Raw genomic sequence first — 17082 nt, 5'->3', positions numbered from 1 at the left:
CGGCGGAGATGACGGTCGGCACCGCGTTCGCCGGTATGCGCAGAGTCGCCGACGTGCTGTTCAAGGCCGGCTGCCCCGACTGCCGGGCCGCTCTGGAGCTCAGGGCGAACGCCCTGATGCTGGCCATCGGCGCCACCAGCCGCACCACGTTCTACTCCTTCACCTGCACCGAGTGCGGCTCGGCCGTCCGCAAGCCCGCGGGCGAGCGCATCGTCGAACTCCTCACCGGCGGTGGGGTGCGCACACTCCGCCTGCACTCCAAGACTTAGGCTCGACCCCATGTTCTGGCCGATGTTCGCGATTGTTGTGGGTTTTCTGGGAATCGCCGTTCTCGGCGTGCTCGCTGTCCGTGTCTTCGTGGAAGCGGAACGTCTGGGCAAGCAGGTGACGGACTCGGCGCGCCGGATCAACCAGGCGGCCGACGACCTGGAGCGGGCGGCCGTCGGGGTCGCGCGCTCTGTGGATGCCGTATGACCTTCCAGGGATCCAGGTATGAGTCCGTCGAGGTATCGGCAATGAGGCGTTTGAGCCTGTCGACTTGCCGGTGAGGGCGGGTACGCTTCTGATCGCGGTCCGGAGAACGAGGCGCGGGCCGCGAACTGGGAGTACGCACAGGGATTGCCCCGCGTTCACCCCTGAGCGTTACGATCGCTGTCATCACGACGTTCGGGCACATGTCCGACCGATCGGACAGCACCCCGACCCAGCCGCCTCGGTGAGAAGGTAAAGACTTATGTTCGGAAGGCTCGGCGCTCCCGAGATCATTCTCATCCTCGTCGTCATCATCCTGCTGTTCGGCGCGAAGAAGCTTCCGGACATGGCGCGCTCCCTCGGCAAGTCCGCGCGCATCCTGAAGAGCGAGGCCAAGGCGATGAAGGACGAGGGCAGCAACCCCGCCCCGGCCGGTCCGCCCAGCACCGACGAGCAGACCCCGGCTCAGCGCACGATCCAGGCCGCGCCCGGCGATGTGACCAGCTCCCGCCCGGTCACCGAGCCGACGGACACGACCAAGCGCTGACGCAGGGCCGGACGCCTCCGGCCCGCCGCACGAGATGAGGACGTGGGTTGCTCAAGTCTGCCCGCAAGAAGGAGAAGGATCCCGAGGGACGGATGCCCCTTGCGGACCACCTTCGTGAGCTCCGCAACCGCCTCGCGAAGGCGATGCTGGCCATCGTCATCGTCACGGTCGTGGCCGCCTTCTACTACAACGACATCATCAACTTCTTCACCAAGCCGGTGCTGGACTCTGTCGGGTGTCCTTCGACCTTCGCCCAGCTGGCGAAGATGCCCAAGGGCCAACAGTGCGCGCAGATCACGATCAACGGTCTGCTAGCTCCCTTCACCCTGGCGTTGAAGGTCTCGTTGATGGCCGGTGTCGCGATCGCCTCCCCGATCTGGCTCTACCAGCTCTGGGCGTTCGTCGCGCCGGGTCTGCACAGGAACGAGAAGAAGTACGCGTACGCGTTCGTCGGCACCGGCGTTCCGCTCTTCTTCGCCGGTGGGCTCTTCGCCTACAAGGTGCTGCCCACCACCGCGAAGGTCCTGATGGGGTTCACGCCGGACGGCGTGAACAACCTGTTGCCGCTGGACGACCTGCTCGACCTGGTCACGCGCATGGTGCTCGTCTTCGGTCTCTCCTTCGAGCTGCCGCTGCTGCTGGTCATGCTCAACCTCACCGGCATCCTCACCGGCAAGCGCATGCTCGGCTGGTGGCGGGCCATGATCATGGGCATCACGGTGTTCGCGGCCGTCGCCACGCCGAGCACCGACCCGCTGACGATGCTGGCGCTCGCGGTACCGATCTGGGTCCTGTACTTCGGCGCCGTCGTCTTCTCGCTGCTGAACGACCGGCGCAAGCGGCTGCGTGCCGCCGAGGGTCCTGCGGACGACGAGGCGTCCGACCTGGACCTCACGCCCGAGGACATCGGCGAGGTCGAGAGCGTGTCGGCGAACCGCGCGCTGCCCGAGCAGTCGAGCACGGACCGGGTCAACGGTTATGACGACGTGACCTGACGAAGCCCGGTGATCTCGTAAGGTCGGGGCCGTGACCAGCGAGATCACCCTCTTCGTCAACCCCACCGCGGGACGCGGCCGGGGCGCCCGCGCGGCGCAGCCGGCCGCTTTCGCATTGCGGGCGGCGGGATTCTCCGTCCGTACGGTCCTCGGGGAGAACGCCGAGGACGCCCTCACACGCGCGCGTGCGGCCGTCGAGGGCGGCACCGGCGCCCTGATAGCCGTCGGGGGCGACGGCATGGCGAACCTCGCCCTCCAGGCCGTCGCCGGCACCCGCACCCCGCTCGGTCTGGTCGCCGCCGGCACCGGGAACGACTTCGCCCGCGCCCTCGGACTTCCGGTGCGCGACCCGGCGGCCGCGGGACGGCTGATCGCCGAGTCCCTCAAGGGGGCGCGGCTGCGCGACATCGACCTGGGCCGGGTGAACGGCACCTGGTTCGCCACCGTTCTCGCCTCCGGCTTCGACTCCCGGGTCAACGATCGTGGAAATCGCATGCGGTGGCCGGTCGGCCGCTTCAAGTACGACCTCGCCATGCTCGCCGAACTGGCCGCCCTCAAGCCCCTCCCGTACCGGATCACCCTGGACGACGGCGAGGTCCGGGAGATCGGGGCGACCCTCGTGGCGGTCGGCAACGGATCGTCGTACGGCGGCGGGATGAGGATCTGCGCGGACGCCGACCTGGAGGACGGGCTGTTCGACGTCACGGTCGTCGGGGAGTGCAGCCGTACGACCCTGCTCAAGGTGTTCCCCAGGGTCTACCGGGGCACCCACCTCGATCACCCCGTCGTCACCGTGCACCGGGCCGTCAAGGTCGAGCTCGTCGCCGAGGGTGTCACCGCGTACGCGGACGGGGAGCCGCTGGGGCCGCTGCCGCTCACGGCGGAGTGCGTGCCCGCCGCGGTGCGCGTGGCCGTTCCCTGAGCTGCGGGAATCCGGGGTTTGAGATAAACAGATCCGGATATTGATCGTCATGTTGTCAGTGCCTGCCGGTAGTCTCGAAAGCACGATGACAGAGGACCTCTCACCGGCCGAGCGGTATGCGGCAGCACGGAAGCGCGCTGTCGAGCAGGCCACCGCGCTCGCCTCCTTCCGCGAGATGTACGACTTCGGCCTCGACCCCTACCAGATCGAGGCCTGCCAGGCGCTCGAAGCGGGCAAGGGTGTGCTCGTGGCCGCGCCCACGGGCTCGGGCAAGACGGTCGTCGGCGAGTTCGCCGTCCACCTCGCCCTCCAGCAGGGCAAGAAGTGCTTCTACACCACGCCGATCAAGGCGCTCTCGAACCAGAAGTACGCCGATCTGTGCCGCCGCTACGGCGCGGACAAGGTCGGCCTGCTCACCGGCGACAACAGCGTCAACTCCGATGCCCCGGTGGTCGTCATGACCACCGAGGTGCTGCGCAACATGCTGTACGCGGGCTCCCAGACCCTTCTCGGCCTCGGCTATGTGGTCATGGACGAGGTGCACTACCTCTCCGACCGCTTCCGCGGCGCCGTCTGGGAGGAAGTGATCATCCACCTCCCGGAGTCGGTGACCCTGGTGTCACTCTCGGCGACCGTGTCGAACGCGGAGGAGTTCGGCGACTGGCTGGACACCGTGCGCGGCCACACCGAGGTGATCGTCTCCGAGCACCGGCCCGTCCCGCTGTTCCAGCACGTGCTGGCCGGGCGCCGGATGTACGACCTCTTCGAGGAGGGCGAGGGCAACAAGAAGGCGGTCAACCCCGATCTCACCCGCCTGGCCCGGATGGAGGCCAGCCGTCCGTCGTTCCAGGACCGCAGACGAGGCCGCGCCATGCGCGAGGCCGACCGCGAGCGCGAGCGCCGGCAGCGCTCGCGGATCTGGACGCCGGGCCGCCCCGAGGTCATCGAACGGCTCGACGCCGAGGGCCTGCTGCCCGCGATCACGTTCATCTTCAGCCGTGCCGCCTGCGAGGCCGCCGTCCAGCAGTGCCTGTACGCGGGCCTCAGGCTCAACGACGAGGAGTCGCGCGCGAAGGTCCGCGAGATCGTCGAGGAGCGCACCGCGTCCATCCCCTCCGAGGACCTGCACGTCCTGGGCTACTACGAGTGGCTGGAGGGCCTGGAGCGCGGCATCGCGGCCCACCACGCGGGCATGCTGCCCACGTTCAAGGAAGTCGTCGAGGAACTCTTCGTACGCGGCCTGGTGAAGGCCGTGTTCGCGACCGAGACCCTGGCACTGGGCATCAACATGCCTGCCCGCTCGGTGGTGTTGGAGAAGCTCGTCAAGTGGAACGGCGAGCAGCACGCCGACATCACACCCGGCGAGTACACCCAGCTTACCGGCCGTGCCGGGCGGCGCGGCATCGATGTCGAGGGCCACGCCGTCGTGTTGTGGCAGCGCGGCTTCAGCCCCGACCACCTGGCGGGACTCGCGGGCACCCGCACCTACCCCCTGCGCTCCAGCTTCAAGCCGTCGTACAACATGGCCGTGAACCTGGTCGAGCAGTTCGGCCGGCACCGCTCGCGCGAGCTGCTGGAGACGTCCTTCGCGCAGTTCCAGGCCGACAAGTCGGTGGTCGGGATCTCCCGGCAGGTGCAGCGCAACGAGGAGGGTCTTGAGGGCTACAAGGAGTCCATGACCTGCCACCTCGGGGACTTCGACGAGTACGCGCGACTGCGCCGCGAACTCAAGGACCGCGAGACGGAGCTCGCCAAGCAGGGCGCGGCACAGCGGCGCGCCGAGGCGGCCGTGGCACTGGAGAAGCTCAAGCCCGGCGACATCATCCATGTCCCGACGGGCAAGTTCGCGGGCCTGGCGCTGGTCCTCGACCCGGGGCTGCCCGCGGGCCGGTCCAACGGTCACCGCGGCTTCGAACACCACGACGGGCCACGCCCGCTGGTCCTCACCGCCGAGCGTCAGGTGAAGCGACTGGCCTCGATGGACTTCCCGGTGCCGGTCGAGGCGCTGGAGCGGATGCGCATCCCGAAGTCCTTCAACCCGCGCTCCCCGCAGTCCCGGCGCGACCTCGCCTCCGCGCTGCGCACCAAGGCCGGGCACATCGTCCCCGACCGGCTGCGCAAGCGCCGCTCCGAGGCCGCCGACGACCGGGAGATCGCCCGGCTGCGCACCGCGATCCGTGCCCACCCCTGCCACGGGTGCAACGACCGCGAGGACCACGCCCGTTGGGCCGAGCGCTACCACCGGCTGCTGCGCGACACCAAACAGTTGGAGAACCGCATCGAGGGCCGGACGAACACCATCGCCCGCACCTTCGACCGGATCGTCGCCCTCCTCACCGAGCTGGACTACCTGCGCGGCGACGAGGCCACGGAGCACGGCAGACGGCTCGCCCGGCTGTACGGCGAACTCGACCTGCTGGCCAGCGAATGCCTGCGCGCCGGGGTCTGGGAAGGTCTCGACCCGGCCGAACTCGCGGCCTGCGTCTCGGCGTTGGTGTACGAGTCGCGCGTCGGCGACGACGCGATGGCGCCGAAGCTGCCGTCCGGCAAGGCCAAGGCGGCGCTCGGTGAGATGGTCCGCATCTGGGGCCGTCTCGACGCGCTGGAGGAGGACTTCCGGATCACCCAGTCCGAGGGCGTCGGCCAGCGCGAGCCGGACCTCGGCTTCGCCTGGGCGGCCTACGAGTGGGCTTCCGGCAAGGGCCTCGACGAGGTGCTGCGCGAGGCGGAGATGCCGGCCGGTGACTTCGTCCGCTGGTGCAAGCAGGTCATCGACGTGCTGGGCCAGATCTCGGCCGCCGCGCCGGTCGCCGGCGGTGAGAGGTCGACGGTCGCGAAGAACGCGCGCAAGGCGGTCGACGGCCTGCTGCGCGGAGTGGTCGCCTACTCGTCGGTGGGCTGAGCCTGCGGCCCGGTCGCTCGTGGCGCGCCGCCTCCCTGCCGGGGACGGCGCGCTTTCCTGTCAGCTCCAGCTCGGTGAGGCCTCGTGCGCCCCTCAAGCGGCACGGGGCGGCCGGTGTGGGCGTCCAGCAGGCGATGCTTGTTGACGTGACGCATCGTGACGCGGCGGCTTTCCGGCTCCCGCCCGACCACGGCCGTGAGGTCAGGCGCGGGTTTGGAGGTAGCTGCGCCAGCCGCCGTACTTCGTGATGTCCTCGGCGCCTTCGAGCGCCGCGGGCTCGCACAGGAAGCCGGGCACGTGGGTGCCGTCGGCCAGTTCGACCCGGCCCAGTGCCATCGGCCGGGGCAGGTCGGCGACCAGCCGGCCGAGGCCCGCCGCGGGCAGTCGCCACACCTCGGCCTCGATGCCGGCTCCGGCGCTCTCGCCGACGTGGACCAGGCCCGGCTTGGGCGGGGTGGTGGACAGTGCGTGCAGCCGGTAGGCGGGTGCCGTCGTGGTCGTACGTTCCCACTCCGCGCCCAGGGACAGGAGCTGGGGGTTGAGCGGCTGGCCGGACAGGTGGGCGCCGACCACCGCGATCCGCAGCACCGGCTGGAGCAGCGCGGCGATCCGGACGAGGCGTTCGTCGGTGAACGCCGGGCCGATCAGCATCACGCCGAAGGGCAGAGCGGCGGGCGTGAGACCGGCCGGGACGGCGACCGCCGCCAGGTCGAAGAGGTTCGTGGAGTTGGTGAAGCGGCCCAGGCGGGCGTTTGCGCCGAGCGGGTCGGCCGCGACCTCCGCGAGCGTGGGGTGGCCGGGTGCGGTCGGCAGCAACAGGGCGTCCGCGTCGCCGAGTTCGGCGAGGGCCCGGGTGCGCAGGGCCGCCAGCCGGTCCTGGTCGGCGAAGAGCTGGTGGGCCGGGATGTTCCGGGCGCGGGTGATGATCCCGGCGACGGTCGGGTCGAGACCCGCACCCCCCTCACTGATCAACTTGTCGACAAAACTTCCCACCGCCGTGTAGCGCTCGGCGACGAACGCGCCCTCGTAGAGCATCGCCGCCGCCTCGGTGAACGGGGTGAGGTCGAGCGTGCGCACCTCGGCCCCGGCCGCGACGAACTGCTCCACGGCGGCCTCGTACGCCTGCGCCCAGCCTTCGTCGAGTTCGCCGAGCTGGGTCGTTGGGGGGACGGCGACGCGCCAGGGGCCGGGGGCCCTTTGGGGGAGTGCGGGGAGTTCGCGTCCGGAGGGGGACGCCAGGTACGCGAGGGCCTGCTCGGCCTCCGGGAGCGTACGGGCGAAGACGCTCACGCAGTCGAGCGAGGCGCAGGCCGGGACGACACCGGTGGCCGGGACCAGGCCGCGGGTGGGCTTGAGGCCGACGATGCCGTTGAAGGCGGCGGGGACGCGTCCGGAGCCGGCCGTGTCGGTGCCGAGGGCGAGGTCGACGATGCCGAGGGCCACGGCCACGGCCGATCCCGAGCTGGAGCCGCCGCTGATCCTGGCCGGGTCCAGGGCGCCTCGTACGGCGCCGTGCGGGGAGCGGGTGCCGACCAGGCCGGTGGCGAACTGGTCGAGGTTCGTGGTGCCGAGGACGAGCGCGCCGGCCGTGCGGAGGCGGGCGACCGCGGGGGCGTCGCCCTCCGGGGTGTACGCGTAGGCCGGGCAGCCCGCGGTGGTCTTCAGGCCGGCCACGTCGATGTTGCCCTTCACGGCGAGGAGCTTGCCGGCGAGGGGGAGGTGTTCGCCCGCGGCGAGGCGGGCGTCGATGGCCTGGGCTTCCTTCTCGACCTCTGCCTGGGGGCGGAGGTCGATCCAGATCTCGGGGCGGTCGACGGTTTCGATGCGGGCGTAGGCCAGGCGGACTCGGGTCAGGGCGGACATGCGTTGCTCCTTGTTCTTCGGGCGCGGGCCGGTGGATGGTCTGTGCCCACCCGTTCCGCCCCTCGCGGAGCGCCTGCCCACAGACCACCGGCGTGTTCTCAGCTCACCGGTGCCAGGACCACCAGTACTGTGCCCGCTTCGACCTGGGCGCCGGGCTTGGTGAGGACTTGTCGGACCACTCCGTCCATCGGGGCGGGCACCCTGGACTCCATCTTCATCGCCTCCAGCGCCAGCAGGGGCTGGCCGGTCGTCACCCGGTCGCCCGGCTTGACGTTCAGCTGCCATACGGAGGCCGCGAACTCGGCCTCGATCAGACGGCCGCCCGGGGGGACGGTCACCTCGGCGGCGGGCGCCGCGGGCGTGGACGCGGCGTCCGCGCGGTCGAACTCGCCCGCCGCCTCCCAGGCGTCCCGCTCGGCGGAGAACGCGGCGCCCTGCCTGGCCCGGAACTCCGCGATGGACGTGGCGTGGGCGGCGAGGAAGGCCTCGTACTCGGCGAGTGAGAAGACGCCCTCCTCGATCCGGGGCACGAAACGGCCCGAGATGATGTCGGCGCGCAGGTCGAGGAGTTCGTCGGGCTCGACGGCGTACCACTTGATGCGGTCGAAGAAGCGCAGCAGCCAGGGCGAGCCCGGCTCGAACGCGCCGCGCTGCTGCCACCCCGACCACACCTGGGTCGTACGGCCGACGAACTGGTAGCCGCCGGGGCCCTCCATGCCGTAGACGCAGAGGTAGGCGCCGCCGATGCCGACCGAGTTCTCGGCGGTCCAGGTGCGCGCCGGGTTGTACTTGGTGGTCACCAGGCGGTGGCGCGGGTCCAGCGGGGTGGCCACCGGTGCGCCGAGGTAGACGTCGCCCAGGCCCAGGACGAGGTACTCCGCGTCGAACACCGTGCGGTACACGTCGTCCACCGAGTCGAGGCCGTTCACGCGGCGGATGAACTCGATGTTCCACGGGCACCAGGGCGCGTCGTCGCGGACGCCCGCCATGTAGCGGGCGATCGCCTCGCGGGTCGCGGGGTCGTCCCAGGAGAGGGGGAGGTGCACCGTGCGGGAGGGGACGACCAACTGGTCGCTCGGAGGGAGCGTGCGGACCGTCTCCCGCACCAGGGCGAGGAGTTCGCGTTGCGCAAGCCTGCCGGGGTCCGTCCGGATCTGCAGGGAGCGGATGCCGGGGGTCAGGTCCGTGACGCCGTCGAGCGCGGACTCGGCCACGGCTTCCATCAGCGCGTGGACCCGCATGCGCAGCGCCAGGTCCAGGTGCATGGGCCCGAATTCGACCAGCAGGTTGTCGTCGCCGCTGCGGCGGTACGTCACGTCGCCGTCCCGCGCGAGCACCCCGCCGTCGACGATCGCGGGCCGCGGCGAGCCGTCGTCGGCCAGCGGTGCGAAGCGCACGGTGTCACCGGGGCGGAACTGGCCGAGCTTCCAGCGTTCCGTGCTGACGACCGTCGCCGGGCAGACGAAGCCGCCGAGCGAGGGGCCGTCCGGGCCGAGCAGCACCGGCATGTCGCCGGTGTAGTCGACGGCGCCGACCGAGTACGGCGTGTCGTGGATGTTGGACGGGTGCAGGCCCGCCTCGCCGCCGTCCGTGCGCGCCCAGCGGGGCTTCGGGCCGATCAGCCGTACGCCCGTGCGCGCCGAGTTGAAGTGGACCTTCCAGTCGGCGGCGTAGAAGTCGTGGATGTCGTCCTCGGTGAAGAACTCCGGTGCGGCGTGCGGGCCTTCGAGCGCGCCGACCCGCCAGGTGGAGGAGAACCCGGGGCGCTCGCCGACCGGTACCGGCGCCCCCTGATCCGACGCCGAGCCGCCGTGCAGTACGTCGCCCGTGCGCAGGGCGCGGCCTCCGTGCCCGCCGAATCGGCCCAGCGTGAACGTGGACGCGCTGCCGAGGAACGCCGGTACGTCCAGGCCCCCGCCCGCGAAGAGCACGTATGTGCGCAGGCCGTGTTCGGTGGGGGAGCCGACCTCCAGCAGGGCCCCCGCCGGTACCGTCACCGGTTCCCACTGCGCGACCGCCGCGCCGTCCACGGTGACCCGCGCCGGTGCGCCCGTGACGCACACCGTCGTGGCATGGGTGAAGCGCAGGGTCGGCCCCTGGAGGGTGCACTCCAGACCGGGTGCCCCCTCGTGGTTGCCGAGGGCGCGGTTGCCGAGCCGGAAGGAGAGGTCGTCCATCGGACCGCACGGGGGCACGCCCACCTGCCAGTGGCCGGTGCGGCCCGGCCAGTCCTGGACCGTGGTGAGGGTCCCGCCGGAGACGACCTCGACGCGCTGCGTGGGATCGCTGACTTCGGCCAGCGTCGCCGTCGAGTGCGTCGCCCGCCGGAAGGACGGTTCGGCGAGCGCGGCCCGCACCAGCCCCAGGTTCGTCTCGATACCGTCCACCCGGGTCCTGGCCAGCGCCTCGTCGAGGCGTTCCAGCGCGTGCGCCCGGTCCGGGCCGTACGCGATGACCTTCGCGAGCATCGGGTCGTACGAGGTGGTCACCTCGGTGCCCGTCTCCACCCAGCCGTCCACGCGGACGCCGCCGGGGAACTCGACCCGCGTGAGCAGGCCCGCGCTCGGCCGGTGGTCGCGCGAGGGGTCCTCGGCGTACACCCGGGCCTCGACGGCGTGACCGCGCGGCACCCCCGGATCGCGTACGACCTCCGACTCCCCGCGCGCGAGCCGCAGCATCCAGGCGACGAGGTCGACGCCGTAGATCTCCTCGGTGACCGGATGCTCCACCTGGAGGCGGGTGTTGACCTCCAGGAAGTAGGCCTCCTCGCGGGCGGCGTCGTAGACGAACTCGACGGTTCCGGCCGAGCGGTATCCGACGGCGGCACACAAGTCTCGTGCGGCAGCGGCGAGTTGGGCGCGCACGGAAGGCGGCAGGCCCGGTGCGGGGGCCTCCTCCAGCACCTTCTGGTTGCGGCGCTGGAGCGAGCAGTCCCGGTCGCCGAAGGTGACGACCCGGCCCCGGCCGTCGCCGAAGACCTGTACCTCGACATGGCGGGCGTGCTCCACCAGCCGCTCCAGGAAGACCCCGGCGGAGGAGAAGGAGGCGGCGGCGACGCGCTGTACCCGCTCCCATGCCCCGGTCAGTTCATCGGCGGAGCGACATGCCGACATACCGATGCCGCCGCCACCGCCGGTGGCCTTCAGCATGACGGGATAGCCGATGCGGGTGGCCGCCTCCAGAGCCTCGGCGAGACCGGGGAGAAGTCCCGTGCCGGGCGCGAGCGGCACCCCGGCCGCCTCCGCCGCCGCCCGCGCCGTGTGCTTCGCCCCGAACAGCTCCAGCTGCTCGGGCGTCGGACCCACGAACACGATCCCGGCGTCCTCGCAGCGCCGCGCGAAGGCCGCGTCCTCGGACAGGAAGCCGTACCCGGGGTGGATCGCCCCGGCCCCGGTGTCCTTGGCCGCCTTCAGGACGAGGTCGGCGTCGAGATAGGACTCCTTCGCGGGCGCGGGCCCCAGCCGTACCGCCTCGTCGGCGAGCCGGACGTGGGGCGCGGAGCGGTCGGCGTCCGAGTACACGGCGACCGTGCGCAGGCCGAGTTCGCGGGCCGTGCGGATGATCCGTACCGCGATCTCGCCGCGGTTGGCGACCAGCAGGGTGTCGAAGGTCATCCCGTCGCCCCGCTCGCCTCGATGGTCATTTCCACCGCGGTCGGCTCGAAGCCGTTGCAGGGGTTGTTGATCTGGGGGCAGTTGGAGACCAGCACGAGGACGTCGCACTCGGCGCGCAGGGTCAGTGTGAGCCCCGGGGCCGAGATGCCGTCGACGATGCCGAGGGTGCCGTCCTTCTCGACCGGCACGTTCATGTACCAGTTGATGTTCGAGACGAGATCGCGCTTGCCGAGGCCGTACTTGGCGCCCTCCGCGAGGAAGTTGTCCACGCAGGCATGCTGGGGCCAGGTGTGGTGGCCGTACCGCAGGGTGTTCGACTCCTTGGAGCAGGCGCCGCCGACCGTGTCGTGCCGGCCGACCTCGTCCGCGACCACGGTCATCAGCGGGGTGTGCTCATTGGACATCAGCACGCTGCCGGTGGTGAGGAAGAGATTGCCCTGCGCGTGGATCGTGTCGGGCGCGCTGTAGCGGACGGTCGTGTCGTGGGCGTCGTACACCAGGAAGTCGACGGCCTGGTTGCCGTGCAGGTCGGTGACGGTGAGCGTCTCTCCGGCGCGGACGACGGCGGACCAGGCGGCCCGGGCCAAAACCACGGTCTTCATGCGATCCCCCTCGCGGCAAGGAACTCGGCGGTGTTCAGGAAGGCGCGGCGGCCCTCGGGCGTGGCCTCCCACAGCGGGTCGCCGGGCGCGGTCGCGGCCGCGCGCCAGGCGAGGACCTCCAGGGGCGTGCTGACGTACTCCGTACGGGGGTCGGCGGGGTGCGGCACGTTCGCGATCAGCACGGTCACGTCCTGCTCGGCGCGGAGCGTCACGCTGCCGCCGGGGCCCGCGGAACCGGTGAAGTCCAGCGAGCCGTCGTCACGGACCTTCACGCCCTGGAAGAAGGAGAGCGAGGGTGGCAGATCGCGGGGTTCGAGTCCGTTCTTGGCGGCGGCCAGCTTGAACAGTTCGCGGCCGGCGGGGGAGGTGGACTGCGGGGTTCCGTCGCCGTAGCGCCGGGTGTTGCGTACGAGGGTGGAGGTGCCGCAGAGCGTGTCGTGGCGGCCCGAGGTGTCGGTGACCAGGGCGGCGAGGACGCGGCCCTGGTCGGAGAGGAGCAGCTGCCCCTCGCCGAGGTAGGCGTTCCACTGGACCTTGACCGTGTCCGCCACGTTCAGGCGTTCCCAGGGGCGGTCGGCGGCGTACAGGAGCAGGTGTGCGCAGGCGTCGCCCCTGAGGTCGGTGAGCCTGAGTTCCGTACCGCGGGCCAGCACCTTGTGCGTGTAGTTGCCGCCCGCCACCGTCTCCGCCCACACCAGATGGCCCGCCTCGCAGGGCGGCGCGGGCCAGGCGCTCGCCGGGACGACGGGCATGGCCTCCGTGCGGGAGCCCGCTTGCGCCCGGGCGTGGGCACGGGCTCCGTAAGTGGTCGCTGTCGCCATCGCGAGTCCTCCGGCTCCTGGGTGGTTTCTGTCGCTCGACAGAAATTAGGGGCGGGGAGGGTCGGGGCCGTGTCCCGAGTGTTGCCGGACGGTAACCGACCCCTCACGCCGGCTTGAGGGTGCGGGTCGTTCGTGGCGGGGCGCGCAGTTCCTCGCGCCCCTGATGGGTGGGGTGTGTCGTGGGTGTGGAGCCGCGGGCCGGTGGTGGCTGGGGGCGTGGTTCCTCGCGCGCCTTGGGGGTGGTGCCGTGTGCGAGGATCGAACGCATGGGAAGTGGTGGTGGGCGACGGGTCGGGCGGCCCCGGGCTGCGCAACGGCCGGACAGCGGACTGTCGCCGCGGGACGAACTGCTCGACGCCGCCGCCGAGTTGTTCACGACGCACGGCTACGCCGCGACGACCACCCGCGCCGTCGCCGAGCGGGCCGGGATGCGCCAGGCGTCGATGTACCACTACGTCTCCGGCAAGGAGGAGCTGCTCGCCGAGCTCCTGGAGTCGACCGTCACACCCTCGCTCGCCTTCGCCCGGGAGCTCCTCGCCGACGACGCGACCCCGCCCGAGAGCCGGCTGTGGGAGCTGTGCCGCACCGACGTGGAGCTGCTCTGCGGGGGCCCGCACAACCTGGGCGGGCTGTATCTGCTGCCCGAGGTGCGCGCCGAGCGCTTCGCCGGCTTCCACGCCGTACGGGCCGAGTTGAAGGACACCTACCGGCAGTTGCTGGCCGCGACCACGACGGGTGGCGCGCTCGTCAAGAGTGAACTCGACCTGCGGACGGATCTGCTGTTCGGCCTCATCGAAGGGGTGATCCTCGTGCACCGGTCCGACCCCGAGCGGCCCGTGTCCGCCTTCGCCGAAGCAACCGCCGACGCGGCGCTGCGGATCGCCGGAATCTGACCTACCGCCCTGTGGGGGTGCGATTTTCGCATGCCAGTACGCCACTACTCACCGTGTGCGAACGAAGCCTGAGCGTGTAAATGGCCGAGAGTACTCCTGTCGCTCGGGCGATTTCAGGCGGTTGCTGAATATGACACGGCGATGATCCGGTCGGACTAAGCTCGCCCGCAGCGCACCGAGTTGAGATGTAATCGTGCGCTTGTTCCCAAAAGTTCCGAAGATTCGGTTTGACCACGTAGTTTCCCCACGAACTCCCCCCTACCCCAGCCGATTTGTCTCAGAGGGCATACATGGTGAGTGTTCAATCGCCTCCCGGTGGCCGTGAACTTCCCTACGCGCGCGTGCTGTTGCCGCCGGCCATACTGATGGCCGCGGTGACCGGGGCCGCCGTCGCCTTGGTGACGGGCCCGGCCCGGGCCGCCGTCGGCTGGTGCGGCGCCGTCGCGACGCTGCTGGTGATCGCGGTCGCCGCCGAAGCCGTACGCCGTGGCCGCGTCATCCGTGCCGTGCGCGCCGAACTGGCCCGCCGTACCGCGTACCTGGAACAGCGCATCGCCGCCCACGACCAGGACGTCGTGCGCTTCCACCACGAAGTCCTGCCCGCCGCGATCCGGCGCATGAACCGCGGCATGAACCCCGACAGCGTGGCGCTCCGCTTCGGCGACGACGACCCCAGCCTGCCGCAGATCTCCGAGGTGGAACGGGACCTGCTGGGCACCGTCCTCCAGCTGCTGGACACCGAGAAGCTGCTGCTCGACTCCTCGCACCGCTCCTTCGTCAACATCGCCCGCCGCGTGCAGGCGATCGTCCACCAGCAGAACAAGGAACTCCGCGAGATGGAGGAGGACCACGGGCGCAACCCCGAGGTCTTCGACGACCTGCTGCGCATCGACCACGGCACCGCGCTGATCGGCCGCCTCGCCGACTCCATCGCGGTGCTCGGCGGCGGCCGCCCGGGCCGCAACTGGCCCAAGCCCGTTCCGTTGTTCAGCGTGATGCGCGGCGCGATGTCCCGGATCCTCGAGTACCGGCGCATCGAGCTGCACTCGATCGCCGACGTCAACGTCAACGGCATCCACGTCGAACCGGTCATCCACGCGGTCGCCGAACTCCTCGACAACGCGACGCGCTATTCGCCGCCGAACAGCAAGGTGCACCTGACCGCACTCAAGGTGCAGACCGGTGTCGCCATCGAGATCGAGGACTCCGGCGTCAGCTTCAGCGACGAGGCCCGCGGCAAGATGGAGGAACTGCTCCGGCAGGCCGCGGCCGGCACCGACCTCCAGGTCCTCGGCGAGGCCCCCCGGCTCGGCATCTCCGTCGTCGGCCGGCTCTCGAAGATGTACGACATGGCGATCGCGCTCCGGCAGTCCGCCTACGGCGGTGTCCGCGCGGTCGTCGTGGTGCCGAGCAACATGCTCACCAAGGACCCCGCGGCCTCCCTCGCCCACGGCATCGGCGCGAACTCGACCGCGACCATGGACACCGACGGGGTCGAGGGGCCCGACCGCAAGCCGAAGAAGCGCCGCCCGACCACCGGACCCCGCCTCCCCGAGCAGGAAGACGGGTCCAGGGACGACGACGCCCCCCTGGTCACCGAGTGGACGCCCAACGGCCTGCCGCAGCGGCGCAGCCGGGTCAAGATCCCGCTCAAGGAGCGGTACGCCGAGGCCGCCCGGCTCGCCGCCGAGGAAGCGGCGGCGGCCGCCGCCGCGGCGCCCTCCTGGGGCACGGTGCCCGCCGCCCCGAAGAAGCAGGAGAAGGAGAAGGAAAAGGAGAAGCCACCGGGGCACTGGGTCGAGGCGTTCTGGGAGGGCCTCAAGCGTGACCCGGATCCCGACGCGTTCACCAGGAAGAACCAGGCGGCCGCGGAGGCCGACGACGAGGGGGACCTCAAGTGATCCATCAGCGGGACAACTTCGACTGGATGCTCAGGGATCTCGCTGACGGTGTACCGGGAATCCAACAGATCGTGGTGCTCTCCGCCGACGGACTGCGCATCGCACGCTACGGCGGCAACCCGGATGCCGCCGACCGTGTCGCCGCGGCCTGCGCGGGCCTGCAGAGCCTGGCAGCGGCGGTCGCGGGCGAGGTTCCCAGCAGCGACGGCACGATGAAGATGGTCCTCATCGAGATCGACGGAGGCTACTTCTATCTCATGTCCGCCGGGGCCAACGCCTATCTCGCGGTCCTCGCCAACCAGATCGCGGAGCCCGGCCTCATGAGCAACCGCATGAGCGACCTCGTCGCCCGGATCGGCGCCCATCTGACCAGTCCGCCGAGGCGCAACGGGCAGACCGTATGACTCCTCCGCAACGCCGACGGCGATACCCCAAGGAAGAGTTCACCGAGCCTCCCCGGGAGCGGCCTCCCCAAGAGGGCGAGGAAGACGGTGAGGAAGAGGACCCCAAGAACCCCGGGCGCCTGTATCTGCTCACCGGTGGGGGCGAGGCGGGCGAGCGCGCCGACCTGGACCTGGTCACCTTGATCGTGGCGCACGCCGACGCGCCGACACCCACCACCCAGCCGGAGCAGTCGGCGCTGCTCCGGCTCTGCCAGGCCCCACTGTCCGTGGCCGAGCTCTCGGCCTATCTCAATCTGCCGTTCAGCGTGGTGACCGTCCTGCTCACCGAGCTGCTGGCGGCCGAACTGGTACAGGCACGCGCCCCGATCGTTCGCTCGGCGCTCCCCGACCGTTCCCTCCTCGAAGCGGTGATGCATGGACTTCAAAAGCTCTGAGACGATCACCGGCCCGCGCGCCGAGGACCATCTGCCGCACACGGCGCAAGCCGCCGTGAAGATCGTGATCGTGGGCGGGTTCGGAGTCGGCAAGACGACCATGGTGGGTGCCGTCAGCGAGATCAAACCGCTGACCACCGAGGAAACCATGACGCAGGCCGGTATCGGCATCGACGACAACTACGGCTCGGAGACCAAGACCGCGACCACCGTCGCCATGGACTTCGGCCGCATCAGCATCACGGAACGGCTGGTGCTCTACCTCTTCGGCACCCCCGGCCAGGAGCGCTTCTGGTTCCTGTGGAACGGCCTCTTCGAAGGCGCGCTCGGCGCGGTCGTACTGATCGACACCCGCCGCCTGGAAGTCAGCTTCGACGTGATCGGCCGTCTGGAGGAGCGTGGTGTGCCCTTCGTCGTCGCCATGAACACCTTCCCGGACGCGCCCAGCTATCCGATCGAGGACCTGCGCGCCGCGCTCGACCTGTCCGAGGACATCCCGATCGTGCAGTGCGACGCGCGCCGCCGGGCCTCCAGCCGGGACGTCCTGATGACGCTGATGCACTTCCTGTACTCGCTCACGATGAGCCAGGCGCGCGCCTGATGCCCGCGGCGGCCACCACTCCCGTCCCAAGACACCGGACCACCCCCAAGAACCCGGACACCCCCAAGAACCCGGACACCCCCAAGAACCGGGACACCCCCAAGACACCGGA

16 protein-coding genes are annotated in these 17082 nt (G+C 70.7%); 11 read left to right on the top strand and 5 right to left on the bottom strand.

Annotated features, from left to right (window positions below):
* Positions 1-8: 8 nt before the first annotated feature.
* The 6 genes from ACZ7M2_RS37375 (at position 9) to ACZ7M2_RS37350 (ending at position 5837) form a co-directional block, all read left to right on the top strand.
* Positions 9-269, top strand: a complete 261-nt coding sequence (locus tag ACZ7M2_RS37375) for a hypothetical protein (protein ID WP_471599202.1) — start codon at positions 9-11, stop codon at positions 267-269.
* 10 nt (positions 270-279) lie between these two features.
* Positions 280-474 carry a hypothetical protein gene (locus ACZ7M2_RS37370; RefSeq protein WP_067365373.1) on the top strand — a complete coding sequence of 65 codons (195 nt, stop codon included), beginning with the start codon at positions 280-282 and terminating at the stop codon, positions 472-474.
* Positions 475-733: 259 nt separating this feature from the next.
* Positions 734-1018, top strand: a complete 285-nt coding sequence (gene tatA / locus ACZ7M2_RS37365) for a Sec-independent protein translocase subunit TatA (RefSeq protein ID WP_352052343.1) — start codon at positions 734-736, stop codon at positions 1016-1018.
* 47 nt (positions 1019-1065) lie between these two features.
* Positions 1066-2013, top strand: a complete 948-nt coding sequence (tatC, locus tag ACZ7M2_RS37360) for a twin-arginine translocase subunit TatC (RefSeq protein ID WP_352052342.1) — start codon at positions 1066-1068, stop codon at positions 2011-2013.
* Between the two features lie 31 nt (positions 2014-2044).
* Positions 2045-2935, top strand: coding sequence for a diacylglycerol kinase (locus tag ACZ7M2_RS37355; protein ID WP_471599067.1), 891 nt, complete (start codon positions 2045-2047; stop codon positions 2933-2935).
* 40 nt (positions 2936-2975) lie between these two features.
* Positions 2976-5837: a DEAD/DEAH box helicase gene (locus ACZ7M2_RS37350; RefSeq protein WP_471599066.1), complete on the top strand. Its 2862-nt coding sequence runs from the start codon at positions 2976-2978 to the stop codon at positions 5835-5837.
* A gap of 201 nt (positions 5838-6038) precedes the next feature.
* Here the strand turns inward: ACZ7M2_RS37350 and atzF are convergent, their stop codons facing one another.
* The 5 genes from atzF to ACZ7M2_RS37325 all read right to left on the bottom strand — a co-directional run bounded on the left by atzF (position 6039) and on the right by ACZ7M2_RS37325 (position 13005).
* Positions 6039-7781, bottom strand: coding sequence for an allophanate hydrolase (gene atzF, locus ACZ7M2_RS37345; protein ID WP_471599065.1), 1743 nt, complete (start codon positions 7779-7781; stop codon positions 6039-6041).
* 17 nt (positions 7782-7798) lie between these two features.
* Positions 7799-11314, bottom strand: a complete 3516-nt coding sequence (locus tag ACZ7M2_RS37340) for a 5-oxoprolinase/urea amidolyase family protein (RefSeq protein WP_471599064.1) — start codon at positions 11312-11314, stop codon at positions 7799-7801.
* On the bottom strand, positions 11311-11916 hold the full coding sequence (locus ACZ7M2_RS37335; RefSeq protein ID WP_471599063.1) for an urea amidolyase associated protein UAAP2: 606 nt from the start codon (positions 11914-11916) through the stop codon (positions 11311-11313). The genes ACZ7M2_RS37340 and ACZ7M2_RS37335 overlap by 4 nt, the downstream gene beginning before the upstream one ends.
* Positions 11913-12737: an urea amidolyase associated protein UAAP1 gene (locus ACZ7M2_RS37330; protein ID WP_471599062.1), complete on the bottom strand. Its 825-nt coding sequence runs from the start codon at positions 12735-12737 to the stop codon at positions 11913-11915. Before ACZ7M2_RS37330 ends, ACZ7M2_RS37335 begins: the two co-directional genes overlap by 4 nt.
* 103 nt (positions 12738-12840) lie before the next feature.
* Complete coding sequence (locus ACZ7M2_RS37325) at positions 12841-13005, bottom strand: hypothetical protein (protein WP_471599061.1); 165 nt, start codon at positions 13003-13005, stop codon at positions 12841-12843.
* On the opposite strand from ACZ7M2_RS37325, the gene ACZ7M2_RS37320 reads away from it, so the two are divergent.
* From ACZ7M2_RS37320 to ACZ7M2_RS37300, 5 genes are all read left to right on the top strand, one after another.
* Positions 13004-13630, top strand: a complete 627-nt coding sequence (locus ACZ7M2_RS37320; RefSeq protein ID WP_471599060.1) for a TetR/AcrR family transcriptional regulator — start codon at positions 13004-13006, stop codon at positions 13628-13630. The two genes, ACZ7M2_RS37325 and ACZ7M2_RS37320, sit on opposite strands and share 2 nt — an antisense overlap.
* A 290-nt stretch (positions 13631-13920) precedes the next feature.
* Positions 13921-15531, top strand: coding sequence for an ATP-binding protein (locus ACZ7M2_RS37315; protein ID WP_471599059.1), 1611 nt, complete (start codon positions 13921-13923; stop codon positions 15529-15531).
* The gene (locus ACZ7M2_RS37310) at positions 15528-15935 is read left to right on the top strand and encodes a roadblock/LC7 domain-containing protein (RefSeq protein ID WP_352048008.1); all 408 of its coding nucleotides are present in this window, start codon (positions 15528-15530) and stop codon (positions 15933-15935) included. The genes ACZ7M2_RS37315 and ACZ7M2_RS37310 overlap by 4 nt, the downstream gene beginning before the upstream one ends.
* Positions 15932-16369 carry a DUF742 domain-containing protein gene (locus ACZ7M2_RS37305; RefSeq protein WP_352048007.1) on the top strand — a complete coding sequence of 146 codons (438 nt, stop codon included), beginning with the start codon at positions 15932-15934 and terminating at the stop codon, positions 16367-16369. Before ACZ7M2_RS37310 ends, ACZ7M2_RS37305 begins: the two co-directional genes overlap by 4 nt.
* Positions 16350-16970: a GTP-binding protein gene (locus tag ACZ7M2_RS37300; protein WP_471599058.1), complete on the top strand. Its 621-nt coding sequence runs from the start codon at positions 16350-16352 to the stop codon at positions 16968-16970. Before ACZ7M2_RS37305 ends, ACZ7M2_RS37300 begins: the two co-directional genes overlap by 20 nt.
* Positions 16971-17082: the final 112 nt, after the last annotated feature.

The organism is Streptomyces sp. NPDC111507, assembly GCF_055638955.1.
Note: the sequence above shows the minus strand (reverse complement) of the source record. Positions and strands in the feature narration are given on the sequence as shown.